Annotated in this window: 19 protein-coding genes; 5 read left to right on the top strand and 14 right to left on the bottom strand. The window is 68.2% G+C overall.

Going from position 1 to position 20,311, the window contains the following annotated elements; genetic code table 11:
- Positions 1 to 6: 6 nt before the first annotated feature.
- The 5 genes from HDA44_RS27595 to HDA44_RS27580 form a co-directional block, all read right to left on the bottom strand.
- Entirely contained in the window at positions 7 to 1,524 is a 1,518-nt protein-coding gene (locus tag HDA44_RS27595) for a hypothetical protein (protein WP_184839278.1), read from the bottom strand.
- A gap of 107 nt (positions 1,525 to 1,631) precedes the next feature.
- Positions 1,632 to 1,754: a hypothetical protein gene (locus tag HDA44_RS38240; protein WP_272956443.1), complete on the bottom strand. Its 123-nt coding sequence runs from the start codon at positions 1,752 to 1,754 to the stop codon at positions 1,632 to 1,634.
- The gene (locus tag HDA44_RS27590) at positions 1,751 to 1,996 is read right to left on the bottom strand and encodes a hypothetical protein (RefSeq protein ID WP_184839276.1); all 246 of its coding nucleotides are present in this window, start codon (positions 1,994 to 1,996) and stop codon (positions 1,751 to 1,753) included. Before HDA44_RS27590 ends, HDA44_RS38240 begins: the two co-directional genes overlap by 4 nt.
- Before the next feature lie 266 nt (positions 1,997 to 2,262).
- Complete coding sequence (locus tag HDA44_RS27585; RefSeq protein WP_337906485.1) at positions 2,263 to 3,099, bottom strand: DUF4097 family beta strand repeat-containing protein; 837 nt, start codon at positions 3,097 to 3,099, stop codon at positions 2,263 to 2,265.
- Complete coding sequence (locus HDA44_RS27580; RefSeq protein WP_184839274.1) at positions 3,096 to 3,878, bottom strand: hypothetical protein; 783 nt, start codon at positions 3,876 to 3,878, stop codon at positions 3,096 to 3,098. The genes HDA44_RS27585 and HDA44_RS27580 overlap by 4 nt, the downstream gene beginning before the upstream one ends.
- A 120-nt stretch (positions 3,879 to 3,998) precedes the next feature.
- Between HDA44_RS27580 and HDA44_RS27575 the strand changes: the two genes are divergently transcribed.
- A complete protein-coding gene (locus HDA44_RS27575; protein WP_184839272.1) occupies positions 3,999 to 4,793 on the top strand; it encodes an SDR family NAD(P)-dependent oxidoreductase in 795 nt (264 codons plus the stop codon).
- Here the strand turns inward: HDA44_RS27575 and HDA44_RS27570 are convergent.
- Both HDA44_RS27570 and HDA44_RS27565 read right to left on the bottom strand, forming a co-directional pair.
- Positions 4,728 to 5,489 (bottom strand): CPBP family glutamic-type intramembrane protease, encoded by a 762-nt coding sequence (locus tag HDA44_RS27570; RefSeq protein WP_184839270.1) that lies wholly within the window; start codon positions 5,487 to 5,489, stop codon positions 4,728 to 4,730. The genes HDA44_RS27575 and HDA44_RS27570 overlap by 66 nt on opposite strands.
- Before the next feature lie 2 nt (positions 5,490 to 5,491).
- Positions 5,492 to 6,082, bottom strand: a complete 591-nt coding sequence (locus HDA44_RS27565) for a TetR/AcrR family transcriptional regulator (RefSeq protein WP_184839268.1) — start codon at positions 6,080 to 6,082, stop codon at positions 5,492 to 5,494.
- A 185-nt stretch (positions 6,083 to 6,267) separates the two neighbouring features.
- Between HDA44_RS27565 and HDA44_RS27560 the strand changes: the two genes are divergently transcribed.
- Positions 6,268 to 8,445 (top strand): DUF8094 domain-containing protein, encoded by a 2,178-nt coding sequence (locus HDA44_RS27560; protein ID WP_184839266.1) that lies wholly within the window; start codon positions 6,268 to 6,270, stop codon positions 8,443 to 8,445.
- A gap of 145 nt (positions 8,446 to 8,590) precedes the next feature.
- A complete protein-coding gene (locus HDA44_RS27555) occupies positions 8,591 to 11,104 on the top strand; it encodes a polysaccharide lyase family 8 super-sandwich domain-containing protein (RefSeq protein WP_184839264.1) in 2,514 nt (837 codons plus the stop codon).
- On the opposite strand, the gene HDA44_RS27550 is transcribed toward HDA44_RS27555, so the two are convergent.
- The 7 genes from HDA44_RS27550 to HDA44_RS27520 form a co-directional block, all read right to left on the bottom strand.
- Positions 11,082 to 11,558 carry a MarR family winged helix-turn-helix transcriptional regulator gene (locus tag HDA44_RS27550; protein ID WP_184839262.1) on the bottom strand — a complete coding sequence of 159 codons (477 nt, stop codon included), beginning with the start codon at positions 11,556 to 11,558 and terminating at the stop codon, positions 11,082 to 11,084. The genes HDA44_RS27555 and HDA44_RS27550 overlap by 23 nt on opposite strands.
- 105 nt (positions 11,559 to 11,663) lie before the next feature.
- Positions 11,664 to 12,266, bottom strand: a complete 603-nt coding sequence (locus tag HDA44_RS27545) for a DJ-1/PfpI family protein (protein WP_202887602.1) — start codon at positions 12,264 to 12,266, stop codon at positions 11,664 to 11,666.
- Positions 12,267 to 12,315: 49 nt separating this feature from the next.
- Positions 12,316 to 12,852: an AAA family ATPase gene (locus HDA44_RS27540; protein WP_184839258.1), complete on the bottom strand. Its 537-nt coding sequence runs from the start codon at positions 12,850 to 12,852 to the stop codon at positions 12,316 to 12,318.
- Positions 12,853 to 12,914: 62 nt separating this feature from the next.
- Positions 12,915 to 13,937, bottom strand: coding sequence for a DNA polymerase III subunit beta family protein (locus HDA44_RS27535; RefSeq protein WP_184839257.1), 1,023 nt, complete (start codon positions 13,935 to 13,937; stop codon positions 12,915 to 12,917).
- A 34-nt stretch (positions 13,938 to 13,971) separates the two neighbouring features.
- Positions 13,972 to 14,490 (bottom strand): AAA family ATPase, encoded by a 519-nt coding sequence (locus HDA44_RS27530; RefSeq protein ID WP_319038680.1) that lies wholly within the window; start codon positions 14,488 to 14,490, stop codon positions 13,972 to 13,974.
- Between the two features lie 15 nt (positions 14,491 to 14,505).
- Positions 14,506 to 15,657 carry an anhydro-N-acetylmuramic acid kinase gene (locus HDA44_RS27525; RefSeq protein ID WP_184839255.1) on the bottom strand — a complete coding sequence of 384 codons (1,152 nt, stop codon included), beginning with the start codon at positions 15,655 to 15,657 and terminating at the stop codon, positions 14,506 to 14,508.
- A 15-nt stretch (positions 15,658 to 15,672) separates the two neighbouring features.
- The gene (locus HDA44_RS27520) at positions 15,673 to 16,953 is read right to left on the bottom strand and encodes an MFS transporter (protein ID WP_184839253.1); all 1,281 of its coding nucleotides are present in this window, start codon (positions 16,951 to 16,953) and stop codon (positions 15,673 to 15,675) included.
- A 224-nt stretch (positions 16,954 to 17,177) separates the two neighbouring features.
- Between HDA44_RS27520 and HDA44_RS27515 the strand changes: the two genes are divergently transcribed.
- Together HDA44_RS27515 and HDA44_RS27510 are read left to right on the top strand one after the other, a co-directional pair.
- The gene (locus tag HDA44_RS27515) at positions 17,178 to 18,086 is read left to right on the top strand and encodes an endo-beta-N-acetylglucosaminidase H (protein WP_202887600.1); all 909 of its coding nucleotides are present in this window, start codon (positions 17,178 to 17,180) and stop codon (positions 18,084 to 18,086) included.
- 250 nt (positions 18,087 to 18,336) lie between these two features.
- Positions 18,337 to 20,205 carry an acyl-CoA dehydrogenase C-terminal domain-containing protein gene (locus tag HDA44_RS27510; RefSeq protein ID WP_184839251.1) on the top strand — a complete coding sequence of 623 codons (1,869 nt, stop codon included), beginning with the start codon at positions 18,337 to 18,339 and terminating at the stop codon, positions 20,203 to 20,205.
- Positions 20,206 to 20,311: the final 106 nt, after the last annotated feature.

The raw sequence follows: 20,311 nt of genomic DNA, 5'->3' as shown, positions 1-20,311 counted from the left end.
AGCATGTCAGGCGGTCGGCTTCAGGTAGATGGCGATCAGCTCGTACTCCCCGTAGCTGGAGTTGGACGGCAACTGACCGTAGATACCGCCGTACGGCGAGACTGCCTCCGGCGACTCGCTTTTGCCGTTGAAGAGACCGAGATCGCCCTTACCGTTGCCGCCCTCCGAAGGCGACCCGCTGTCGGACGGAGTGTCACCGCTCGACGGGGTTGCACCGTCGGTCGGGGTACTGCCGTCCGACGGTGTGGAGCTCGGGCCTCCCGACGGAGTCCCGCTCGGCAGGTCCGCGCCGGTTTTGGCATCCATCAGCACCGGCTGCGCCTCGGTCTGCGCGTACAGGATGCCGTGGAACGCGGCCGTGACGTTGGGCACGATCCGTCCGCCGGACAGGGTGGTGTAACCCCACGCCTTCTTGCCCGTGTCGTCGTCGAAGCCGAAGATCTCCTTCGGGCCGCTGGCCGCGCTGGCGGTGCACACGATCGCACTTGCCTGATCCCAAGTGCAGCCGTAACCACCGGAGTCGCGCGCGGACAGCCCTGGCACTGTCTTCACCACCGCGCCGGTCGCGAGGTCGACCGAGTAAAGCGTGCTGACATCGGTCCCCTTGGCCGTCGAGTAGACCGAACCGTAGAAGTACCCGTGCTTGATGCCACCGGACAGCGGGCCCAGGGAGCTCTGCCCCACCGGCGTCTTCTTGGTAGTCTTCCCGCTCGCACCGTCGACGATCACGATCGAGCTGTCAGGGGTGGTCCCGCCGTTCGTACCCGCCGAACCAGCGAACACACCGTTGCGCAATGCTCCCGGAATGACCCCAGGGACGACCGTCGACTTTTTCGTCTTGGGGTCGGCATACACGGTCGCGTTCTGTGTTTTCGCGAGCAGCAGCCCCCGGGCGGACACGCCGATGGCGACCTGACCGGTCTCCGGGTCGTACTGGAAACTTCCCAGGCCCGGTGAGCCGGCCGCATAGGTACCGGTGCCTTCCACGGTGCTCACCGGCGTGGCCACCTCGGCGAGCTTCTGCCCCGCCGATACGTCGATCCACTGGAACACCACCACGCCCTGCGGCTTCTTGGTTCCGTTGCCCTTGTCGACCTGCGAGTAGGCGACCAGCGCGACGTCCTTGCCGTCGACCTTCACCGCGACTATCTGGCTCATGTCCTCGACCGAGGTGGTTGCCGTCTCAGTCGACTTGATCATCCAGGTCTTGCTCGGGTCAGCGACGTCGTGGCCGGTGATTCCGGCCCGATGGCCGATCAGGGCGACATGCCCGACCATGCCCTTCCGGGCGGTGTCGTAGGTGTCCAGCGTCTTGTCCGCGGGCACCGGGAACGCGTTGTCGACCATGAACGTCTTCGGCGGGTCGAAGGTCTTGAGGCTCGGGGCGGTCGGCGACGGGGAAGCGGAGGACTGGCCGTTGCCGTCACCGGACGGCGAGTCGGCCTTCTTGTCGTTGCCGCCGCAGCCGGCGACCAGGATCAGAGCGGCGGTGACGGCTGTGGTTGCCACCAGCGGACGCAACATCGTTGGTTACTCTCCCCAAAAGTCGACCGAGAATGATCGACTGAACGCTAGCAGTGCGCGCGGGTCCGTCCGGCGGTTATCCACAGGCGTTGCAGGAAGCTGCAGAACTACCGATTGCCGCCCGTCCGCGGGTTCACCAGGCCGAGCCGCACCAGCAGCGCGTACAACGCCGGGCCACCCGTCACCGGCACGCCGGCAATCGGTACGCCGGTCAGCGGTACGCCGTTCATCGGACGATGGAGAGCCCGGTCCCGCGGTGGCGGGGCTGCGACCCGGTCAGGGGCTGGTTGAAAGACTCCGACGTGCTCCGGACCGGCTCCAGCTTGTCGGCCAGCCGGCGCAACGCCCCGGCCAGACCCTTCCGCGGACCGCTGCGCGGCTTCCCCCCGGAGCGCTGCGCCCGGGCCTCCGCGGCCCGCAACTGCTCGGCAACGCGGTACCGGGCAACTTCCTGCTGTTCGCTGATCATCATGCTGCTCCCCTCACTTTGTCCCCGTGCTGATGGTGGTTTCGGCAGTGCTTCGCCCAGGTCGGGGCTGGTGATCTCCCGCCGTAGCGAGCAGGTGCTCGGTGCGGTGCCTCGGTGCGCGGGGGCGAAGGTCTCGATGCGGCGCATCGTGGCCTTTGCACCCGTGCGGCGAGGTGCCGTGCCGAGTGCCGCGCAGTAGGCGGGAGATCACCAGCCCCGACCTTCGTCCCGCCGCGTACGGCGGCGGGACCTGTGGTGGGTGGGTGTGGTCAGACCTTGACGACGGTGATGTCGCCGGAGACGGTGCGGGCGCGCAGCATCAGGGCGCGCTCGCCCTCGGCGGGCTGCTGGCCCGGCTGCAGGTCGCACCGGATCCGGCCGGTGACCGTCTTCAGGTCCAGGTACGTCGGGAGACCGTCCGGTACCCCGATCTGGACGTCGCCGCGGGCCGTTTCGGCCTGGACGCTCGGTGCGTCGGCGAGCTCGACCTTGACGTCGCCGGAACCGGAGGTGGCAACCGAGTGGTCGCGGATACGTTCGACGGTGATGTCGCCCGAGCCGACCTTGATGGTGGTCGGACCGGCGGCGTCGCCGACCTTGACGTCACCGGAGCCGGTGCTCAGCCCGAGCGCGTCCCCGGCCTCGTCGACCTCGACCGAACCGGAGCCGGTGGTCACCCGCGCCACGCCGGCAACATGCCCGACGCGTACGTCACCACTGCCCGTGTTGACGCCGAGATCACCCTCGATCCGGTCCAGCCGGACCTCACCGGAGCCGGTGTGCAGCCGGGCCGGACCCAGCGGTACGTCGACGACGATGTCACCCGATCCGGTCTTGATCCGGGCCGCGAGTACCTCGGAGGTGGCGATCCGGACCTGGATCTCCGGCCCGCGGCGAACGTTCCGCGGTCCTTCGACGATCAGCTCACCGTCGACGACCTCGACGATCACGTCCTCCTCCGGACCGCTGTCGACCTCGATCGCCGCGGCGGTGCCGGTGCCTTCGGGGTTGCCGACGATCTCGATCTGGCCGGAGCCGATCTCGATCCGGACCCGCTCGATCCGGTCGTTCTCGTTGTCGTTGATCTGAGTGCTGAAGCCGCTCACTGTGCCCACCCCGTCACCCGCTGGCCCGGGCCGTGCCCGCCCCGGCGGCGCTGGTCCTTGTCCTCGCGCCGGCGGTCCTTGTCCTCCCGGCGGCGGTCGCGGTCGTCCCGGCGCCGGTCCCGCTCCCAGCGGTTACGGTCCGGGCCGAAGACACCCTCGTCACCGAACGGTCCGTTCGGGCCGAACACGCCGTTCGGTCCGAAGACGCCGTCGGGTCCGAGCGGTCCGTTCGGACCCAGCGGGCCCTCCGGGCCGAACACCGGGCCGCGCGGCGGGCGCGGTGGCCGCGGCGGGCGCGGGCCGCCGCCACGGCGACGGTCGCTGAGCTCGGTCATCACGGTGCGCATCAGCCACGCGTTCGAGGAGATGCCCTCGGCGTTGGCGGCTTCGTCCACCTTGTTCTTGATCGACATCGGCAGCCGGAGCGTGATCCGGGCGGTCGGCTCGTCGGCGCCCGGTACGAACTGCTCGGCAGCCTCGGTGTCCGGCTCGTCGTCGATGTCGTCATCGGTCTCGTCCGGACCGGTCAGCTGGCTGGGCGCCGGCGTGACCACGAACTCCGGGCGGCCACCGGCCATCCGAAGTTCGACCGAGCCCGGGGACAGCTCACGGCTGATCTCCCCGGCGGCGTCGGACAGGGCTGAGATGAGGGCCAGCCGGCCCGCGTCATCCAGCGTTGCCCCGAGGCGCTGAGCCACGGAGCGAGTTTGCTCGTCGGCCAGGGCGGTGGCGTTCTCAACGCTCCGCCGGACCGACTCGAGGTAATGGTCAAGTTCCATGACGCAATCATGACGTCATGATGACGTCACTGTCAACCCTGGTGATGTCATGGCGTCGTCAAAGTGGCGGCACCGGCACAATGTCGTGCAGTCAGCCCCGTACCGGCCCAGGGAGGAACCATGTCCAGAGGAGTACTGATCACCGGTGCGTCCAGAGGCGTCGGAGCAGCGGCCGCGTACGCGTTCGCGACCGCCGGCGACCGGGTCGTACTGCACTGCCGCGGCGCCGTCGAGCGAGCCGAACAGGTCCGCGCCGGACTGCCCGGCGACGGCCACGCGGTGGTCGCCGCGGACCTCGGCGATCCGGCCGCGATCCCTGCCCTGGTAGGAGATTCGGCCGCCGTACTGGGCCGGATCGATGTCCTGGTCAACAATGCCGCCATGTTCGTCGACGAACCGGTCGCGGGCTCCCGGCGGGTCGGCCACCCGTTGCCGGAGACGTCGTACGAGGACTGGGTCGCGACCTGGCGCCGTACGCTCGCCGTCAACCTCGAAGGCGCCGCCCATGTGACCTGGTGCGTGGCCCGGCAGATGCTCGACAAGGCGCCCGCGGACGGCGTACGCCGGGGTGCGATCGTGAACGTCGGCTCCCGGGGCGCGTACCGCGGTGAGCCTGACGTCCCGGCGTACGGGGCGTCCAAGGCGCGACTGCACGCCCTCGGGCAGTCCCTGGCGGCATCACTGGCGCCACATGACATCAGCGTGACGTCAATCGCGCCCGGTTTCATCGCCACCGACATGACCGAGGCGTTCCTGACCGGCCCCGGCGGGGACGCGATCCGGGCGCAAAGCCCGTTTGGTCGCGTCGCCACCGCCGAGGAGGTCGGCCAGGCGATCCACTGGCTCGCGTCAGCCGAGGCGAACTGGGCGAGCGGAGCGGTTCTGGACTACAACGGAGCGTCGTACCTGCACTGAGTGCACCACGTAGGCGGTGATCGCCCAGACCACGGCCAGTACGGCGATCGGGAACAGGTTGCCCTTCTCCTCGGTGAACAGCAGGATCAGCCACAGGTTCACCGCCGCATGCATCACGGTGGCGATCACCAGGTTGGTACGCCGCGCGCCGGCCAGCACCGCGCCCATCACGACCGACATCGACGTCGCCATCACCACGAACAGCAGCATGAACACGATTCCGTTGGCGAACCCACCGATGTGCCAGAACCCCCAGAGCAGCCCGACGATCAGCGACGAACGCAGCACCGAGAACCGCGTCTGCAGGTAGGGCTGCAGGTACGCGCGCCAGCCGAGCTCCTCACCCGCGGCACCGATCAGCATCGTGATCACCAGCACCCCGAACGGGAACGGCAGGCTCTCCGCCCGCCAGGTCTGCCCGGCGACCACATGCACCAGGACGGACACGAGCATCGCCGCGGTGACGATGCCGATCATCAGAATGCTACGCCCGACCACGACCGGGGCCGGGGTGAAGCGGGCGGCGACCCGGGTCGTACGGCGGAAGAGCAGGTACATCACGCCAACGCCGAGCGCCGGCGCGAACTGCACCAGCTGGATCAGATCCGTACTCGGACCGGTTGCCGACTGCAACGCGTTCAGCAGGCCGCTGAAGGTCATCGTGATCAGGTAGAAGACCACCACTCGCAAGAACACTGTTACTCCTGGTTGAGATAGGGCGCGATCATCAGGTCGAGCTGCTCGGTCAGGAACTCGGTCAACGAGCCCCAGCCGTTCACCGCCCAGACCTGGAGCGTGCCTTCGAAACAGACAAGGGTGTGTCGGGCCAGCGCCGGTACGTCGGTGTCCGGGCGTAGTTCGCCGGCCTCGATCGCGGCGCGGTAGAACTGATCGCAGGCCGCCACGATCGCGGCCGCGTACGCCAGCGCGTGCTTCCGGAACTCCGGGTCCGCGACGTCGAGCTGAACGAATCCGAGCCCGTTGCCGAGTTCCTCGCGCCGCGTGATGTGGGCGACCGACGAGAGCGCGAAGTACCGGAGATTGGCCAGCGGCGAACCGTCCCGGGCCGCGGCCTGGTCGGCGGCGTACCGGACCATCAGCGGTGACCGGGCGGCGGAGGCGAGCAGCAGACCGCGCTTGGATCCGAACCGCTGCATCAGGGTCGGCGGCGCCAGCCCCACCCGCGCGCCGACCGCCGCGAGGGTCAGCTTCACCGGTCCGAGCTCGGCCAGAACCTGACGCGTCGCGTCCAGGATCACGTCGTCGCTCACCAGCCGGGGCCGGGCCATGTCAGTGCCTCCTAGTTTGTGAATGACCATTCGCTAATACACGAAATCGTAACAGATCCTTGTTCGCTCAGTTAGTCAGTGACAAAGGGTGAGGATTCGGATACCTGGAGAGGGGTCCGGACCGCGAGCCCGCAGTCCGGTCCACCCGTCCGTGACCGGGCTCGTCGTACTACGGGAGCCTCTTCATGCGCATCGCCCGCATCACCTTTGGATTGCTGCTGGCACTGGCAGGCCTGCTGGCCACCGCCGTCGGAGCCGTCGCGGCCTTCTGGCTGGTCGGACCGGACAACACGATCTCGACGCCCGCCCGCGGCCTCACCAGCAGCGGCGTCGCGGTCGTCACCGCGCCCGCGCTGCTCGACCGGCACGGCCCGACGCTGCACGTCACCGCGACCGGCGACAAGCCGCTGTTCGTCGGCGTCGGCCAGGACCTCGACGTCAGCGACTACCTGTCCGGCGCCGCGAACACCCGGCTGATCCGGTTCGACCCGCCGCGGACGTTCGGCACGCAGGAGATGCGTGGGCGTACCAACAAGCTGACGCCACCTGGTGAGCTGGACTGGTGGGTCGCGCAATCGGCGCCCGGTACGCAGTCGATCAGCTGGCCGATCCAGGACGGCAAGTACGACGTCGTCGTGATGAACGCGGACGGGACACCGGCCGTGAACGCCCAGGTCAGCTTCGGCATCCAGGTGCACCGCCTGTTCGGCATCTGCCTACTGATCCTGGGCGCCGGCATCCTCATCCTGGCCGTTGGCCTCACCCTCATCCTCCGCCGCCGCCCCGCCAAGCAACTGTCCACAGAGTCGAGCCGAGGCGCCGAGCTCACCCCCGACGCACCAGTACGCGCGCCGGCAGCCGACGCCCCGGTACCGGCGATGCAGCCAGCCGCCGAGTTCGACTACAGCGTCTCCCCCTTCGCCCCCGAACGAGTAAGCCCGTTCGCCCCAGTCGAGCCGCAGCGCACCTCGGTCCCCGCCGAGCAAATGCAGCCGACAGCCGCCGCCCCCCTCACCGCCGCTCCGGCTGCCGCGACCACCGCGGGAGCCGCCGCTGCCCGCGCGGGCACTGCCAGCGCGAGCGTGGGCGCAGGCAGCACAGGTGCGGGCGCGGGCGGTGGGGGTGTGAACGGGGCGACTCGCTCACAATCCGGGGTTGTGCGGCCGACGCCGGTAGCTCTGCCGGCGGCGCCGGTGTTTATGTCCGCGGCGGCGGTGGCTCGGGCGAAGGCGCCGGTGTTGATTGGTGGGCCGGTGGATGGTGCTGGACCTGCCTGGTCCCGGCGAGGTGAGCCGGAGATGCGGATTGAGAAGGTTGACGAGGACGAGGTTGTTCCGTTGGCCGCGTCGCCGGAGTTCGAGAAGAGTGACGAGGCGGTGCGCCGGACGGCCGCCTTGCTGGCGAGTGGCGCGCTGCTGCTGACCACGACGAGTTGCGGACTGGTCCCGCCGAAGAACAGCCTGACCGCGCCGGAGAGCCGGCCGGCGGTCACGCTCGCCGACGCGCAGACGATCGTGCAGCACTACAACGAGGTCAACAACAAGGCGAACCAGACCCGCGACGCCAAACTGTCGGCGACCGTCGAGGGCTACCCGACCCTCGCGCAGACGCAGGCCGGTTTCGTGATCGGCCGGAAACTCGATGCCGCCGGCAAGGACACTTCGAAGCCGTTCACGTACACCACCCCGGAGATCGGCGCGCCGCAGTTCTCCTCGTACCCGATGCGGTTCGTGGTCAGCTCCGGCATCTCGAACGCGCCCGGCAGCCGCCAGCTCGGCGTCTGGCAGCGCGAGAACGCCGGCAGCCCGTGGTTGCTGACGCATTCGGTCTACCCGTCGAAGGCCGTCGCCCTGCCCACGGTCGACGGCCTGCGTACGCCCGAACCCGCCGACCTGAGCCAGCTCGACCAGCAGCCCGAGGCGGTCGCCCAGGACCTGGCGACGTACCTGACTGCCGGCCCGAAGGCTCCGCAGGCCAAGCGGTTCATCGCCGCACCGAGCCTGACCAGCCTGCTGCGGCAGCGCTCGTCGTCGAAGCTGAACGACACCGCCGAGCCGTACATCGCGAGCGTGACCGACGCGTTCCTCCCGGCCGGGCAACCGTTGTCGTTCATCACCGCGTCCGGTGACGCGCTGGTGTTCCTGACGCTCACCGAGCAGTACCTGCAGCGGGTCGAGCCGGGCTCCAACGCGTTCTGGACCAGCGGCGAGGCGACGGCGTTCAGCAACGGCGCCAAGTACACCCAGACGCTGCACCAGGACTACCTGCACCAGGTGGCCGTGGTGATTCCGTCGAAGGCGAACGGCGGTCCGGTCCGGGTGCTGTCGATCGATCCGCAGCTGATCGGCGCGGGTGGCGCCTGACCGCCCAGCCGGCCGCCCTGACCAGGCGGTCGGAGCGGACGGCACGAGGGGTGGCGGGAAGAAGATGATGGCAAGCGGTTGCTGAAGGATAGTTTCGACTGATTGACTCTCGGCGTCAGGTTTTCCCCTCCGCCTGGGAGTACCAGTGGACGTCACCCGCCGCCGCCTGCTGTCCTTCGTTCCTGCCACCGCGCTGCTGACCGCCGTCAGACCGGCGCCGGCCGCTCAAGCCGCAGTGCCCCACCGCCTCATGACGGACAACCCCAGCCAGCTGCTCGCCAACGCGATCGCGATCTACGCCGGTACGCCGGAGTCGAACGCGCGCCCCGAGGTGGCCGCGAAGGTCGCCGCGATCGACAGCACGGCGCGTACCTGGCTGGCCGCGCTCGACCGCGCCGGCGCCGGCGAGCTGTTCGCGGGCCTCCCGCTCGGTACCAGCGATCCGAACCTCAGCGCGTCGTACCAGCACCTGTACGAGATCGCGCTCGCGTACCGCCGGCCCGGACCGGCGTCGGACCTGCAAGGCAACGAGCAGGTTCGGAGCCGGATCGCGGACAAGCTGATCTGGCTGCACGACAACTACTACGGCGACCAGTCGAAGGGGTACTACGGCAACTGGTTCACCTGGGAGATCGGCATCTCCACGTACGCGTCGAAGACGCTCGCGCTGATCGACGCCCCGCCCGACCTGATCACCCGGTACGTGACGTCCATGGACGCGTACCTGCGCAACGGCAAGAACGGTGACGTCGACCTCGACTCGCGTTTCCACACCGGCGCGAACCTCGTCGACATCACCGCCAACCGCGTACTCCAGGGCGCGCTGCTCAACGACGACGCGCGGCTCCGCAAGGCGTTGCAGGATCAGTTCACCGTCTTCGCCACGGTCGACCCGTACAACCTGCAACACGGTGTCACGGACGGGTACTACGCGGACGGTTCGTTCGTACAGCATGCCTCCGTCGCATACACCGGATCGTACGGAAAAGCCCTGCTCAGCCGGGTCGTGCAGACGATCAAGGTGCTGGCCGGGACCGAGTACGCGCAGAGCGACGATCTTGTCGGCGTCGTGCAGGGATGGGTGGAGCACGGGTTCGCGCCGCTGATCTTCGAAGGCTGGATGATGGAGATCGTCAAGGGCCGCGCGGTCTCCCGGACGGCGACCGGGTACGACGATGTCGCGGTCGTGGTCGAGGCGATCGTCGACCTGGCCGACTACGCGACCGGCGCGGACGCGGCCCGGCTGAAGGCGTTCGCGAAGTTCACCGCGCGGCCGACGATCAACGTGAACGGGTTCGCCTCGCCGGTCAGCATCGGGCGGTTCGCGGACCTGAAGGCGGACGCGTCGATCGTCCCCGCCGACCTGAATCCGGCCGCGAGCACGACCGCGTTCAACGCGATGGACCGGACCGTGCACCGGCGGCCCGGGTACGCGTTCGCGCTGGCGCGGAACTCGGAGCGGATCAGCAAGTACGAGTACATGAGCGGCGAGAACCTGATGCCCTGGTTCCAGGGCGACGGCGCGCACTACCTGTACCTGTCCGGCGAGGATCAGACCCGGTCGTTCGGCGTGGACTACTTCACCAGCGTTTCGCCGTACGCGCTGGGTGGGGTGACGGCGCCGGTCGAGCCGCGGAAGACGATCCCGGAGCTGTACGGGAAGCAGTACTACGACAACCCGGCCCTGGATTTCACTCCTTCGTCTGAATCACAGAACACTTACGTCTACTTCCCGACCGGAACCAACGTGCACTCCGGCGGCGCGACGCTGGAGGCGTACGGTGCGGTCGGCTGGGTGCAGTCGGACGACTTCGCGTACGCGTCCCGGGCCGAACTTCCGGATGATTTCGCGGTGTACAAGAACGCGGCGGCGACCAAGTCGTGGTTCCTGCTCGACGACGAGATCGTCGTACTCGCGGCCGGCGTCGGTGACGCGGACCGTGCGGTGACGACGACCTTGGACACCCGGATCGCGGCCGCTGGTGATGCGGTGTCCGTGACCGGCATACGGCGCAACGGCGGCAGCTGGTCCGGCGCCGGAGCGGTCGACCCGCGCTGGCTGCGCTACACCAACGGCACGGCGGCGGTCGGGTACCACTTCTTGCAACCGGCCGCGTTGACCGTGGACCTGCAGACCGCGACCCGCAGCCGACGGTTGATCAGGGCAACCAATCCGGACACGGCCGTCACCAAGCAGGTGTTCGGATTGACGTTCACCCAACCGGCCGGTACGACCCGGTCGCTCGCGTACACATTGGTGCCCAACGCAACGGAATCGGCGATGCGCTCGTACGCGCACGGACGGATCGTGGTGCTCGCGAACACCGTTGGTATGCAGGCGATCCAGCATCTCGGCCTGCGCCTGACGGCCGCGAATACGTTCACCCGTGGCGCGCACAACTTGCCCGGTCTGAGCATCGACGGTCCGGCTTCGTTGCTGCTGCGGCGTCAGTCCGGCGGGGCGGTTTCGGTCGCGGTGTCCGATCCGACGACGAAGCGGGACAGCGTCACGGTGAATCTGTGGGCCCAGTACCTGCGCGCGGCGGCGCCGGTGCCCGGCGTACAGGTGACGCGCACGCTCACCGGAACCCGGCTGACGTTCACGACGCGGCACACCTACGGGAAGAGCCTGGCGATCAAGCTTCTTCCAGCGTGGTGATCAGAGCCTGCATGGTGCGCAGAGTCGTACGCAGGTCTTCGACGTCGACGGACTTCGCCAGCTCGGTGGTCCACGGGCCCTGGGCGACCGAGATCTGGCGGATCGCCCAGTAGCCCGCCTCCGTACAGGCGAGCAGTTTGGCGCGGCGGTGTGCCGGGTTCGGCCGGTACTCCGCCAGGCCACGCTCCACCAGCAGGTCCGCGATCCGTTGCACGCCCTGCCGACTGACACCCATGATCCGGCCGACGTCGGCGACCGAGCGCGGCTCGTCCAGTACGCCACCGAGCACCTGCCACCAGGCGGCTGTCATGTCACCGTGCTGGGCCAGGCCCTGCGCGGCCTCCATCAGCCGCGCGTTCAGGCGGAAGGTGGCGAGGATGACGTCCGTCACCACCACCCCACCCTCAGAACGCTTCCCAACCTCAGGCCAGTCCTCCCGCGGCGGAACAGTCATCCGATCATCATCCAGCACCAAACCCGCTCACCCGACCAGCGGACCAGCGGCGGCGCGGCCATCCGCCGGTTGGCTCGTCCGGCGACCGCTCGTCCGCCGGCGTTGTCACCCGACCAGCACCCCGTACGACGCTGGGTCGGCGCGGTGGAAGACGCCCTCGTACGCCTCCAGCTTCTTCTCGTCGGCCAACTGCAACCGATCGAGCACCGCGCGAGCGAACTGCACCGGCGAATCCGGACCGGCCGTGATCAGATCCCCGTCGACCACCGCCCGCTCGTCCACGTAGTTGTCCGAGCCCTGATATCCGGTCGTCGCCTGCAGGTACTCCTTCGCCGCACTGGTGTGCTTCCGATCGTCCAGCAATCCCGCCCGCGCCAGCCCCGCGGTCGCGCCGCAGATCGCCGCCACCGGTACACCCGCCGCGAGGAACCGCCCCGCCAACTCCGCGAACGCGACCCCACCGCCGGCATCCCACTCCGCCGACCCCGCGAGCACCAGCAGATCACCCGCCTCCACCGAGACGTCCGCGATCGTCACGTCCGGCACGATCCGCATCCCGCCCATGGTCACGACCGGCTCCAGCGACTCCCCCACCGTCACCACGGTCCACGGCGTCCCGGTAAACCGCCCGGTCCGCAACTCCACGGCCAGGTGCCCGATCTCCCAGTCCGCCAACGTCTCGTACACCGCCACATATGCTGTCCTCATAGACAACATATTGTCATCACGACAACATGCTGTCAATAGCCTTGGGTGCTCATCCGGCCTTCGGCTTCGTCAGGTGGTTGTGGATTCGGGTGGTGGCTGGGGTGGCGGGGGTTGTGGTGGTGTTTATGACCAGATCGGCGGATGCGGTGAGCCAGGGGCGGGCTGCGAGATAGGTGTCTACGTGCTGGTGGCGCCAGGGGCGGATGTCGGTGCCGGTCGGGTCGGCGTCGATTCGGTCGTGGAGGGTGTCGGCGTCCGCGTCGAGAAGGACGTGTACGACGTCGTGACCGCGGGAACGTAGGCCTGCCTCCAGCTCGTGCCAGTACGACTCGACCAGTACGGTCTGTGGCGCGATCACGTGATGGCCGGTGAAGCGGATGATTTCGTCGATCACGGCGGGGACCAGCGCGCGCCACGGTGGTAGCTGTTGGAAGTCGGTGAACTGCTGATCGCTCAGGTTCACCTTCAGCAGATAGCCAACATGCTCGGGGTCGAAAAGCCGCGCCCCCTCAACCAACTCAACCAGCTTCCCAGCCGTCGTAGTCTTACCCGCGCCAAACGTTCCGTTGATCCAAATCACCGTCATAGTGAGATACGACGCTCCAAGACGGCACGGGGTTCGAGTCGAACAGACGCATTACGCCCGGTTCATCCGTCCAGGCGGACTGGCATGACCAGGGTGGTGAACGTGCCCTGGTCGGCGGAGCGGACGACTGCTGGGCGATCGGATGCGCAGATCTCGAGTAGTACGTCCGGGCCGACGCTCGCTTCGAGGGCGGCTGCCAGGAGACCGGCGGTGAAGCCGATTCGTACGCTGCCGGAGCCGACGGCGTCGAGTTTTACCTCGTCGCCGATCCGTACCGCCTCCGGGTCGATGTCGAAGGCAACCACCTCGCGCCCGGTGAGTGCGTCGAGCAGGTTCAGCCGGTCCACGACCACTCGGCAGGCCGGCGGGGTCAGGTTGTCGAGGATTGCCTGGTACGCCGGGTACTCCGCGTCGATCGTGTCGAGTTCACGGACCTCATCGCCGTACGCCAATCGCACCCGCTCGCCCGACCGCGCCTCGATCCGTACGATGTCGCCGGCCGCCGCCCACCGGCTCACCGCCGCGAGCTGATCCGCCGGTACGAGCACCTGCCCGCTCGCCCCGCCGAACTCCACCGGCCGAACGGTCCGCACCGCCATCCGGTACCGATCGGTCGCCACAAACGAGAGCTCGTCCGGTCCCAGCTCAATCAACACACAACTCAAAACCAGGTTGTCCTCTGAATGCACGGCAGCAGTAGGTGTGACCTGGCGAATCGCACTGGCCAGCTCAGGTCCGCCCAGCACCGCGGTGGTGTGTTCAGCAAGCAGCTGCGTCAACAGATTGGCCGCGGCAGTACGCGTCGCAGCGGACCGTGCTTCCAGGGTGCGGAGATGAGCACGTACTACCTCCGCCACCTCCGACGGGTCAGCGTCCAGCGCGACCCGTACCTCAGGCAACGGCAGGTCGATCTCTCGGAGGTCCCGGAGCAGCCGGGCGCGCGCCCGTTGGGACTGGTCGTAGTACCGGTAGCCGTTCGCCGCGTCGACCTCCGCGGGCGGTAACAGCCCGCAGTCGTCGTAGAACCGCAGCGCGCTCGGCGCCAACCCCACCAACCGGGCAAACTCACTGATAGTCACTCGCATACCCGCGACCCTCCCCCTTGCACCAGGTCGAAGGTCAACCGCGGAACCGGCCCCAAAGGTTGAGTGTCTTGCCGAAGCGTTCGCCGCGGATCCAGTCCAGGATGCTCTTCGCGGAGCGTTCCGGCGTCACATCACCGCGTACGGACCGCGGCACGTGCTTGCGGATCTCGGCCGCGTCCGCGAGCGCCTCCTCGATGTCCTCCTCCGGCCAGCCGCGCCCGGCCAGCCGTTTCCGCCGGACCGCGTCCGGGCAGTCGAGGTGCAGCCACCGGCCTTCGGGCAGCTCCTTCGGCAGGGCCGGTGACAGCAGCAGCACCGGAATCCCGGACCGCCGGATCAGCTCGGTGATCCGCAACCACAGCGCGTTGTACGCGGGCCAGATCGGCGCGGCGGTCGGACTGGAGATGTCGATCCCGAGCAGCCGACCGTTGTCGTCGAGCAGCTCGTCCATGTCCATCACAACCAGGTTCCCTGGACTGAGCCGCACCAGCTCGGGTACGACCGTAGTCTTCCCCGACCCGGGTGCCCCGGTCACCACGAATAGCCTCGTCACAGTCCTAGTGTGCGGTCATTGCACCAGCAGGCGCACGGGAGGCCGCGCTTCGGCTGTGATCGCCGGTAGTCCAGCAGCTCCCGGAGTGATTGATCCGAGGACGCTGGAGTGGCCGGCGCCGGTGCAGCTTGGCACCGTGCCGCCCAGTCCGTGCAGGGTCAGGAAGCCGAGTACGGCGAACGCGTACGCCTCTTTTGCCGCCGACGGGAGACCTAGCTCATCTGTGGTCCGGACCGGAATGTCCAGCTCGTCGGCGAGCAGCTGCATCAGCGCCGGGTTCTGAATCCCTCCGCCCGAAGCGACCACTTCGGTACCGCCGTACCGGCGCACCGCATCGGCGACCGTACGGGCGGTCAGCGTGGTCACCGTGGCGACCAGGTCCGCCGCGGGGATCTGCGGCAGCCCCTCCATCGCCCGCGCCAGGTACGCCAGGTTGAACAGCTCTTTCCCGGTCGACTTCGGCGCCGGCCGCGGATAGTACGGCTCGGCCAGCAGTCGCCCGAGCAGTTCCTCGTGTACTTGCCCGCGCGCCGCCAGCACCCCGTCGGCGTCGAACGGCTGCCCGGTCAGCTCCATCACTACCGCGTCGATCAGCGCGTTCGCCGGACCGGTGTCGAAGGCAACGGGTTCACCGTGGACGACGGTGATGTTCGCGATCCCGCCGAGGTTCAGCGCGACCGGTACGCCAGGGCGCCCGCGCAGCCAGAGCACGTCGATGATGCTGACCAGCGGCGCGCCCTGCCCGCCGGCGGCGACGTCCCGCGCCCGCAGATCCGACACCACCGGTACGCCGGTCGCCTCCGCGATCCAGGCCGGTTGCCCGAGTTGCAGCGTCCCGCGTACGGACCCGTCGTCGACCCAGTGGAAGAGCGTCTGCCCGTGCGAGACGATCAGGTCCGCGTACCCGCCGCAGAGCTGCTCGACCGCCTGCCGGGCCACCGCGGCGAACGTCTGCCCGATCCCGGTGTCCAGCTTGCAGACCTGCTCCATCGTTGTCGATGCCGGCGGCAACGACGTCGCGATCGCGTTCCGCAGCTCGTCCGGGTACGGCTGGCTCAGCATCCCCAGCGGGGTCAGTACCAGCTGGTCCCCGTCCAGCCGCAGGTCCGCGGCGGCGGCGTCGATCGCGTCGTACGACGTCCCCGACATCAGCCCGATCACTCGCATGGCAGTTCTCGCATGTCAGTCCCGTAGCTCCCGTCGGTGGTCGTCGCCTCGCAACGTGAGCAGTGCGACCACACTCACCGCACACGTCACCACTACGTACCACGCCGGGATGTCGATGTTCTTGGTCCGCTTGATCAGCTCGGTGATGATCAGCCCGGCCGATCCGGAGAACACCGCGTTCGACAGTGAGTACGCCAGCCCGAGCCCGGTGTACCGCGCCCGGGTCGGGAACATCTCCGCCAGCATGGCCGGTCCAGGCCCGGCCATCAACCCGACCACCAGGCCCGCGACGAACACCGCGGCGCCCTTGGCGGCGAGGCCGGCTTCCTTGTCCTGCAACAGATTCAGCAGCGGGAACGCGAGTACGACGACCAGGCCCGCGCCGGTCACCATCACCGGCCGCCGGCCGATCTTGTCGCTCAGCCAGCCGGCCGGCATGATCGACAGCGCGAATCCCGCGTTCGCCAGCACGGTCGCGACCAGCGCCTGCCGGAACGTCGCGTCCAGTGTCGACTGCAGGTACGACGGCATCACCACCAGGAACGTGTACCCGGCCGCGGACCAGCCCATCAGCCGGCAGATGCCGAGTACGATCGCCCGCGCCACCTCACCGGGAGCGGCGGGCGGCGGTTCCTCCTGGACCCGGGTGAAGCTCGGCGTCTCCTCCAGCTTGAGGCGCAGCAGCAGCGCGACCAGACCGAGCGGCAGCGCGACCAGGAACGGCACCCGCCAGCCCCAGTCGTGCAGGGCCTGCGCACTGAGCACGGTCGCCAGGATCGCGGCCAGCCCGGCGCCGGCGAGCAGTCCGAGCGCGACGGTCAACGACTGCCACGCGCCGTACAGACCGCGCTTCGACTTCGGCGCGAACTCGGTCATGATCGACACCGCGCCACCGAATTCACCACCCGCGGACAGGCCTTGCAGCGCCCGGACCAGGGTCAGCAGCCAGGGCGCCGCGGCACCGACGGTCGCGTACGTGGGCAGCAGCCCGATCAGCGCGGTGGATGCGGTCATCAGCAGCAGGACGATGATCAGTGTCGGCCGGCGCCCGATCCGGTCGCCGACCCGGCCGAAGATCGCCGCGCCGATCGGCCGGAAGAAGAACGCCAGCGCGAACGACGCGTACGTCTTGATCAGGCTCTCGGCGTCGCTGGTGGAGGTACTGCTGAAGAAGTTCGCCGCGATCACGGTCGCGAAGAAGCCGTAGGCGCCGAACTCGTACCACTCGACGAAGTTCCCGACCGTCCCGGCCAGCAGCGACCGCCGCCGGGTACTCACCTCGGTCGTCGTGCTCATCGATGCCCTTTCGGTAAATTTCTCCCGCCCACCGGGTACATCTTCGTCTATAAGTGACATGCGGCGCGAGTCCGGGCCGATCCCTTGACAGCGGGATTTCGCCCGATCGATGATCAGAGTCGCTATACCGGTTTATCTGCAAGCCCGCCCCGGCCTGTCGACCGGGTGGCTGAAGCTGCTTAACCGGTATATCGACACCGCCCACCTACGAGGGAGTCGATCGGATGAGCAAGCAGCTGATGAAACGAAGGACCCTGCTCTCGGCCGTCGCCGCCGGCACCGCCGCGGCCGCCACGGGCGCCGCCCTGCCCGCGGCGGCGAAGTGCCACTCGGCCCAGAAGAGCGGTCCGGTCACCGTCGCGTACATCGAGGTGAACGACCACAGCATGCTGAGCGCCGGCAAGTACACGCTGGCGAACGGCGGCGCGCAGGTGATCGACGTCGCGGTGATCTTCGCGGCGAACATCAACTACGACGGTTCGAACGCCTACCTGTACTTCAACCCGCAGGTCCAGAGCGTGCTCGACAACGTCGCCACCCAGGTCCGCCCGCTGCAGAAGAAGGGCATCAAGGTCCTGCTGTCGGTCCTCGGCAACCATCGGGGCGCCGGTTTCGCGAACTTCCCGACCAAGAAGGCCGCGGACGCGTTCGCGCAGCAACTGGCGGACGCGGTCAACCGGTACGGGCTGGACGGGATCGACTTCGACGACGAGTACGCGGAGTACGGCAACAACGGCACCGGACAGCCGAACGCGTTCTCGTTCGTGTACCTGGTGCAGGCGCTACGCGCGAAGCTCCCGAACAAGCTGATCACCCTGTACGACATCGGGCCGGCGGCGGACCGGCTCACGTACAACGGGCAGAGCATCGCGAACACCTTCAACTACGCCTGGAACCCGTACTACGGCACCTGGTCCGTACCCGCCGGCCCGACCTCCAAGTCCCGCCTTTCCCCCGCCGCCGTCTCGTACACCGCCACCAGTTCGACGACCGCCGCCGCACTGGCCCAACGCACGATCTCCGAAGGCTACGGCGTCTTTCTCACGTACGACCTGACCGCAGCCGACACGTCGTCGTACATGACCGCCTTCACCCAGAAGCTCTACGGCAGCGCCACCACCTACACCCCATAAACCCACCCCGCCCGCCACTCGAACGCCTCCACCACCAACTCCTCCACCGGTCGCCCACTCCCCACCAAATGCTCCAACCCCCACCGATTCGCAGAGTGGGCGACCACCAAAACCTCCGCACTCCCGTCCAGTAGTCACGCTCCCGAAGCCGGACATCAGCTTCATAGCTCACAGTCAAACGCTCTTTGTGTTCGTTACTGGTCGGTATATACTCAAGTTACCGGTGAGTAAAGTATGTGGAGGAGTGTCTGTGAGCCACTACAAGTCGAATCTTCGGGATATCGAGTTCAATCTGCTCGAGGTGCTCGGGCGGGCGGATGTGCTCGGGCAGGGGCCGTACGCCGAGATGGACGTCGACACCGCTCGTGAGGTGCTCGCGGAGGTCGACCGGCTGGCGAAGCACGAGCTGGCGGAGTCGTTCGTGGACGCCGACCGGAACCCACCGGTGTTCGACCCGGACACGCACGAGGTGCGGATGCCGGAAGCGTTCAAGAAGAGCTACCACGCCTACATGGACGCCGAGTGGTTCAAGCTGGAGCTCCCGCCCGAGCTGGGCGGACAACCCACCCCACCCTCACTGCGCTGGGCCGCCGCCGAGCTGGTCCTGGGCGCCAACCCGCCGGTACACATGTACGCCGCCGGCCCCAACTTCGCGCACGTACTCTGGCGCAACGGGACCGACCGGGACAAGAAGATCGCGCACCACATCATCGAGCGCGGCTGGGGCGCCACCATGGTGCTGACCGAGCCGGACGCCGGCTCCGACGTCGGCGCCGGCCGGACCAAGGCCACGCTCCAGGACGACGGCAGCTGGCACCTCGAGGGCGTCAAGCGCTTCATCACCTCGGGCGAGCACGATCTGACCGAGAACATCGTCCACCTCGTCCTGGCCCGCCCGCAGGGCGTCGAAGGCGCCGGCGGTCCGGGTACGAAGGGCCTGAGCCTGTTCGTGGTCCCGAAGTACGACTTCGACCTCGAAACCGGTGAGCTGACCGGCGAGCGCAACGGCGCCTACGTGACGAACGTCGAGAAGAAGCTGGGCATCAAGGTCTCCACCACCTGCGAGCTCACCTTCGGCGACACCAACCTCGGCGGGCCGGCGAAGGGCTGGCTGCTCGGCGAGGTGCACGACGGCATCGCACAGATGTTCCAGGTGATCGAGTACGCCCGGATGATGGTCGGTACGAAGGCCATCGCCACCCTCTCCACCGGTTACCTGAACGCGCTGGAGTACGCCAAGGAGCGGGTCCAGGGCGCCGATCTGACGAACCCGGCCAAGACCGCGCCGCGCGTGACGATCACGCATCACCCGGACGTACGACGCTCGCTGCTGACCCAGAAGGCGTACGCCGAGGCGCTTCGGGCGCTCGTCCTGTTCACCGCGACGTACCAGGACCGCGCGGAACAGGCCCGGTACGCGGGTGAGCACGACGTGCTTGCCGAAGGGGTGAACGACCTGCTGCTGCCGCTGGTGAAGGGCTACGGCTCGGAGAAGTCCTGGACGCTGCTCGGCACCGAGTCGCTGCAGACGTTCGGGGGCTCCGGCTTCCTGCAGGACTACCCGATCGAGCAGTACGTCCGGGACGCGAAGATCGACACTCTGTACGAGGGCACGACCGCGATCCAGGGTCAGGACCTGTTCTTCCGCAAGATCATCAAGGACCAGGGCAAGGCGCTCGGTCATCTGGCCGAACAGGTGCAGGCGTTCGTCGCGTCCGAGGCCGGCAACGGGCGGCTGAAGGAAGAGCGGGCGCTGCTCGCGAAGGGCCTGGAGGACACGCAGAAGATCCTCGGCGTGATGGGTCAGGCACTGATGGCGAGCAACCCGCAGGCGGAGAACGGCGACCCGCGCAACGTGTACAAGGTCGGGCTGAACACGTCCCGGCTGCTGTTCGTACTGGGTGACGTGGTCTGCTCCTGGCTGATGCTGCGGCAGGCGGAGGTCGCGCTGGAGAAGCTGGGCGGCGAACTGTCGCCGGCCGATCAGGACTTCTACACCGGCAAGGTGGCGGCGGCGCAGTGGTTCGTCCGGAGCACGATGCCGTCGGTCCGGGCCGAGCGGATCAAGGCGGAGCTGACCGATCTGGACGTGATGGACCTCCCGGAGTCGGCCTTCTGAGACCCTCCGGCTCGGGCGCTTGCGCGGCCCGAGCCGGAGGCTTCAATGACGCGGCGCCGGAGGCTCCAATGGACGCCGCGCCGAAGGCGCCATTCAGCACCGCGCC

The sequence above is a fragment of the Kribbella solani genome (genome assembly GCF_014205295.1).
GTDB classification, from domain to species: domain Bacteria; phylum Actinomycetota; class Actinomycetes; order Propionibacteriales; family Kribbellaceae; genus Kribbella; species Kribbella solani.
Note: the sequence above shows the minus strand (reverse complement) of the source record. Positions and strands in the feature narration are given on the sequence as shown.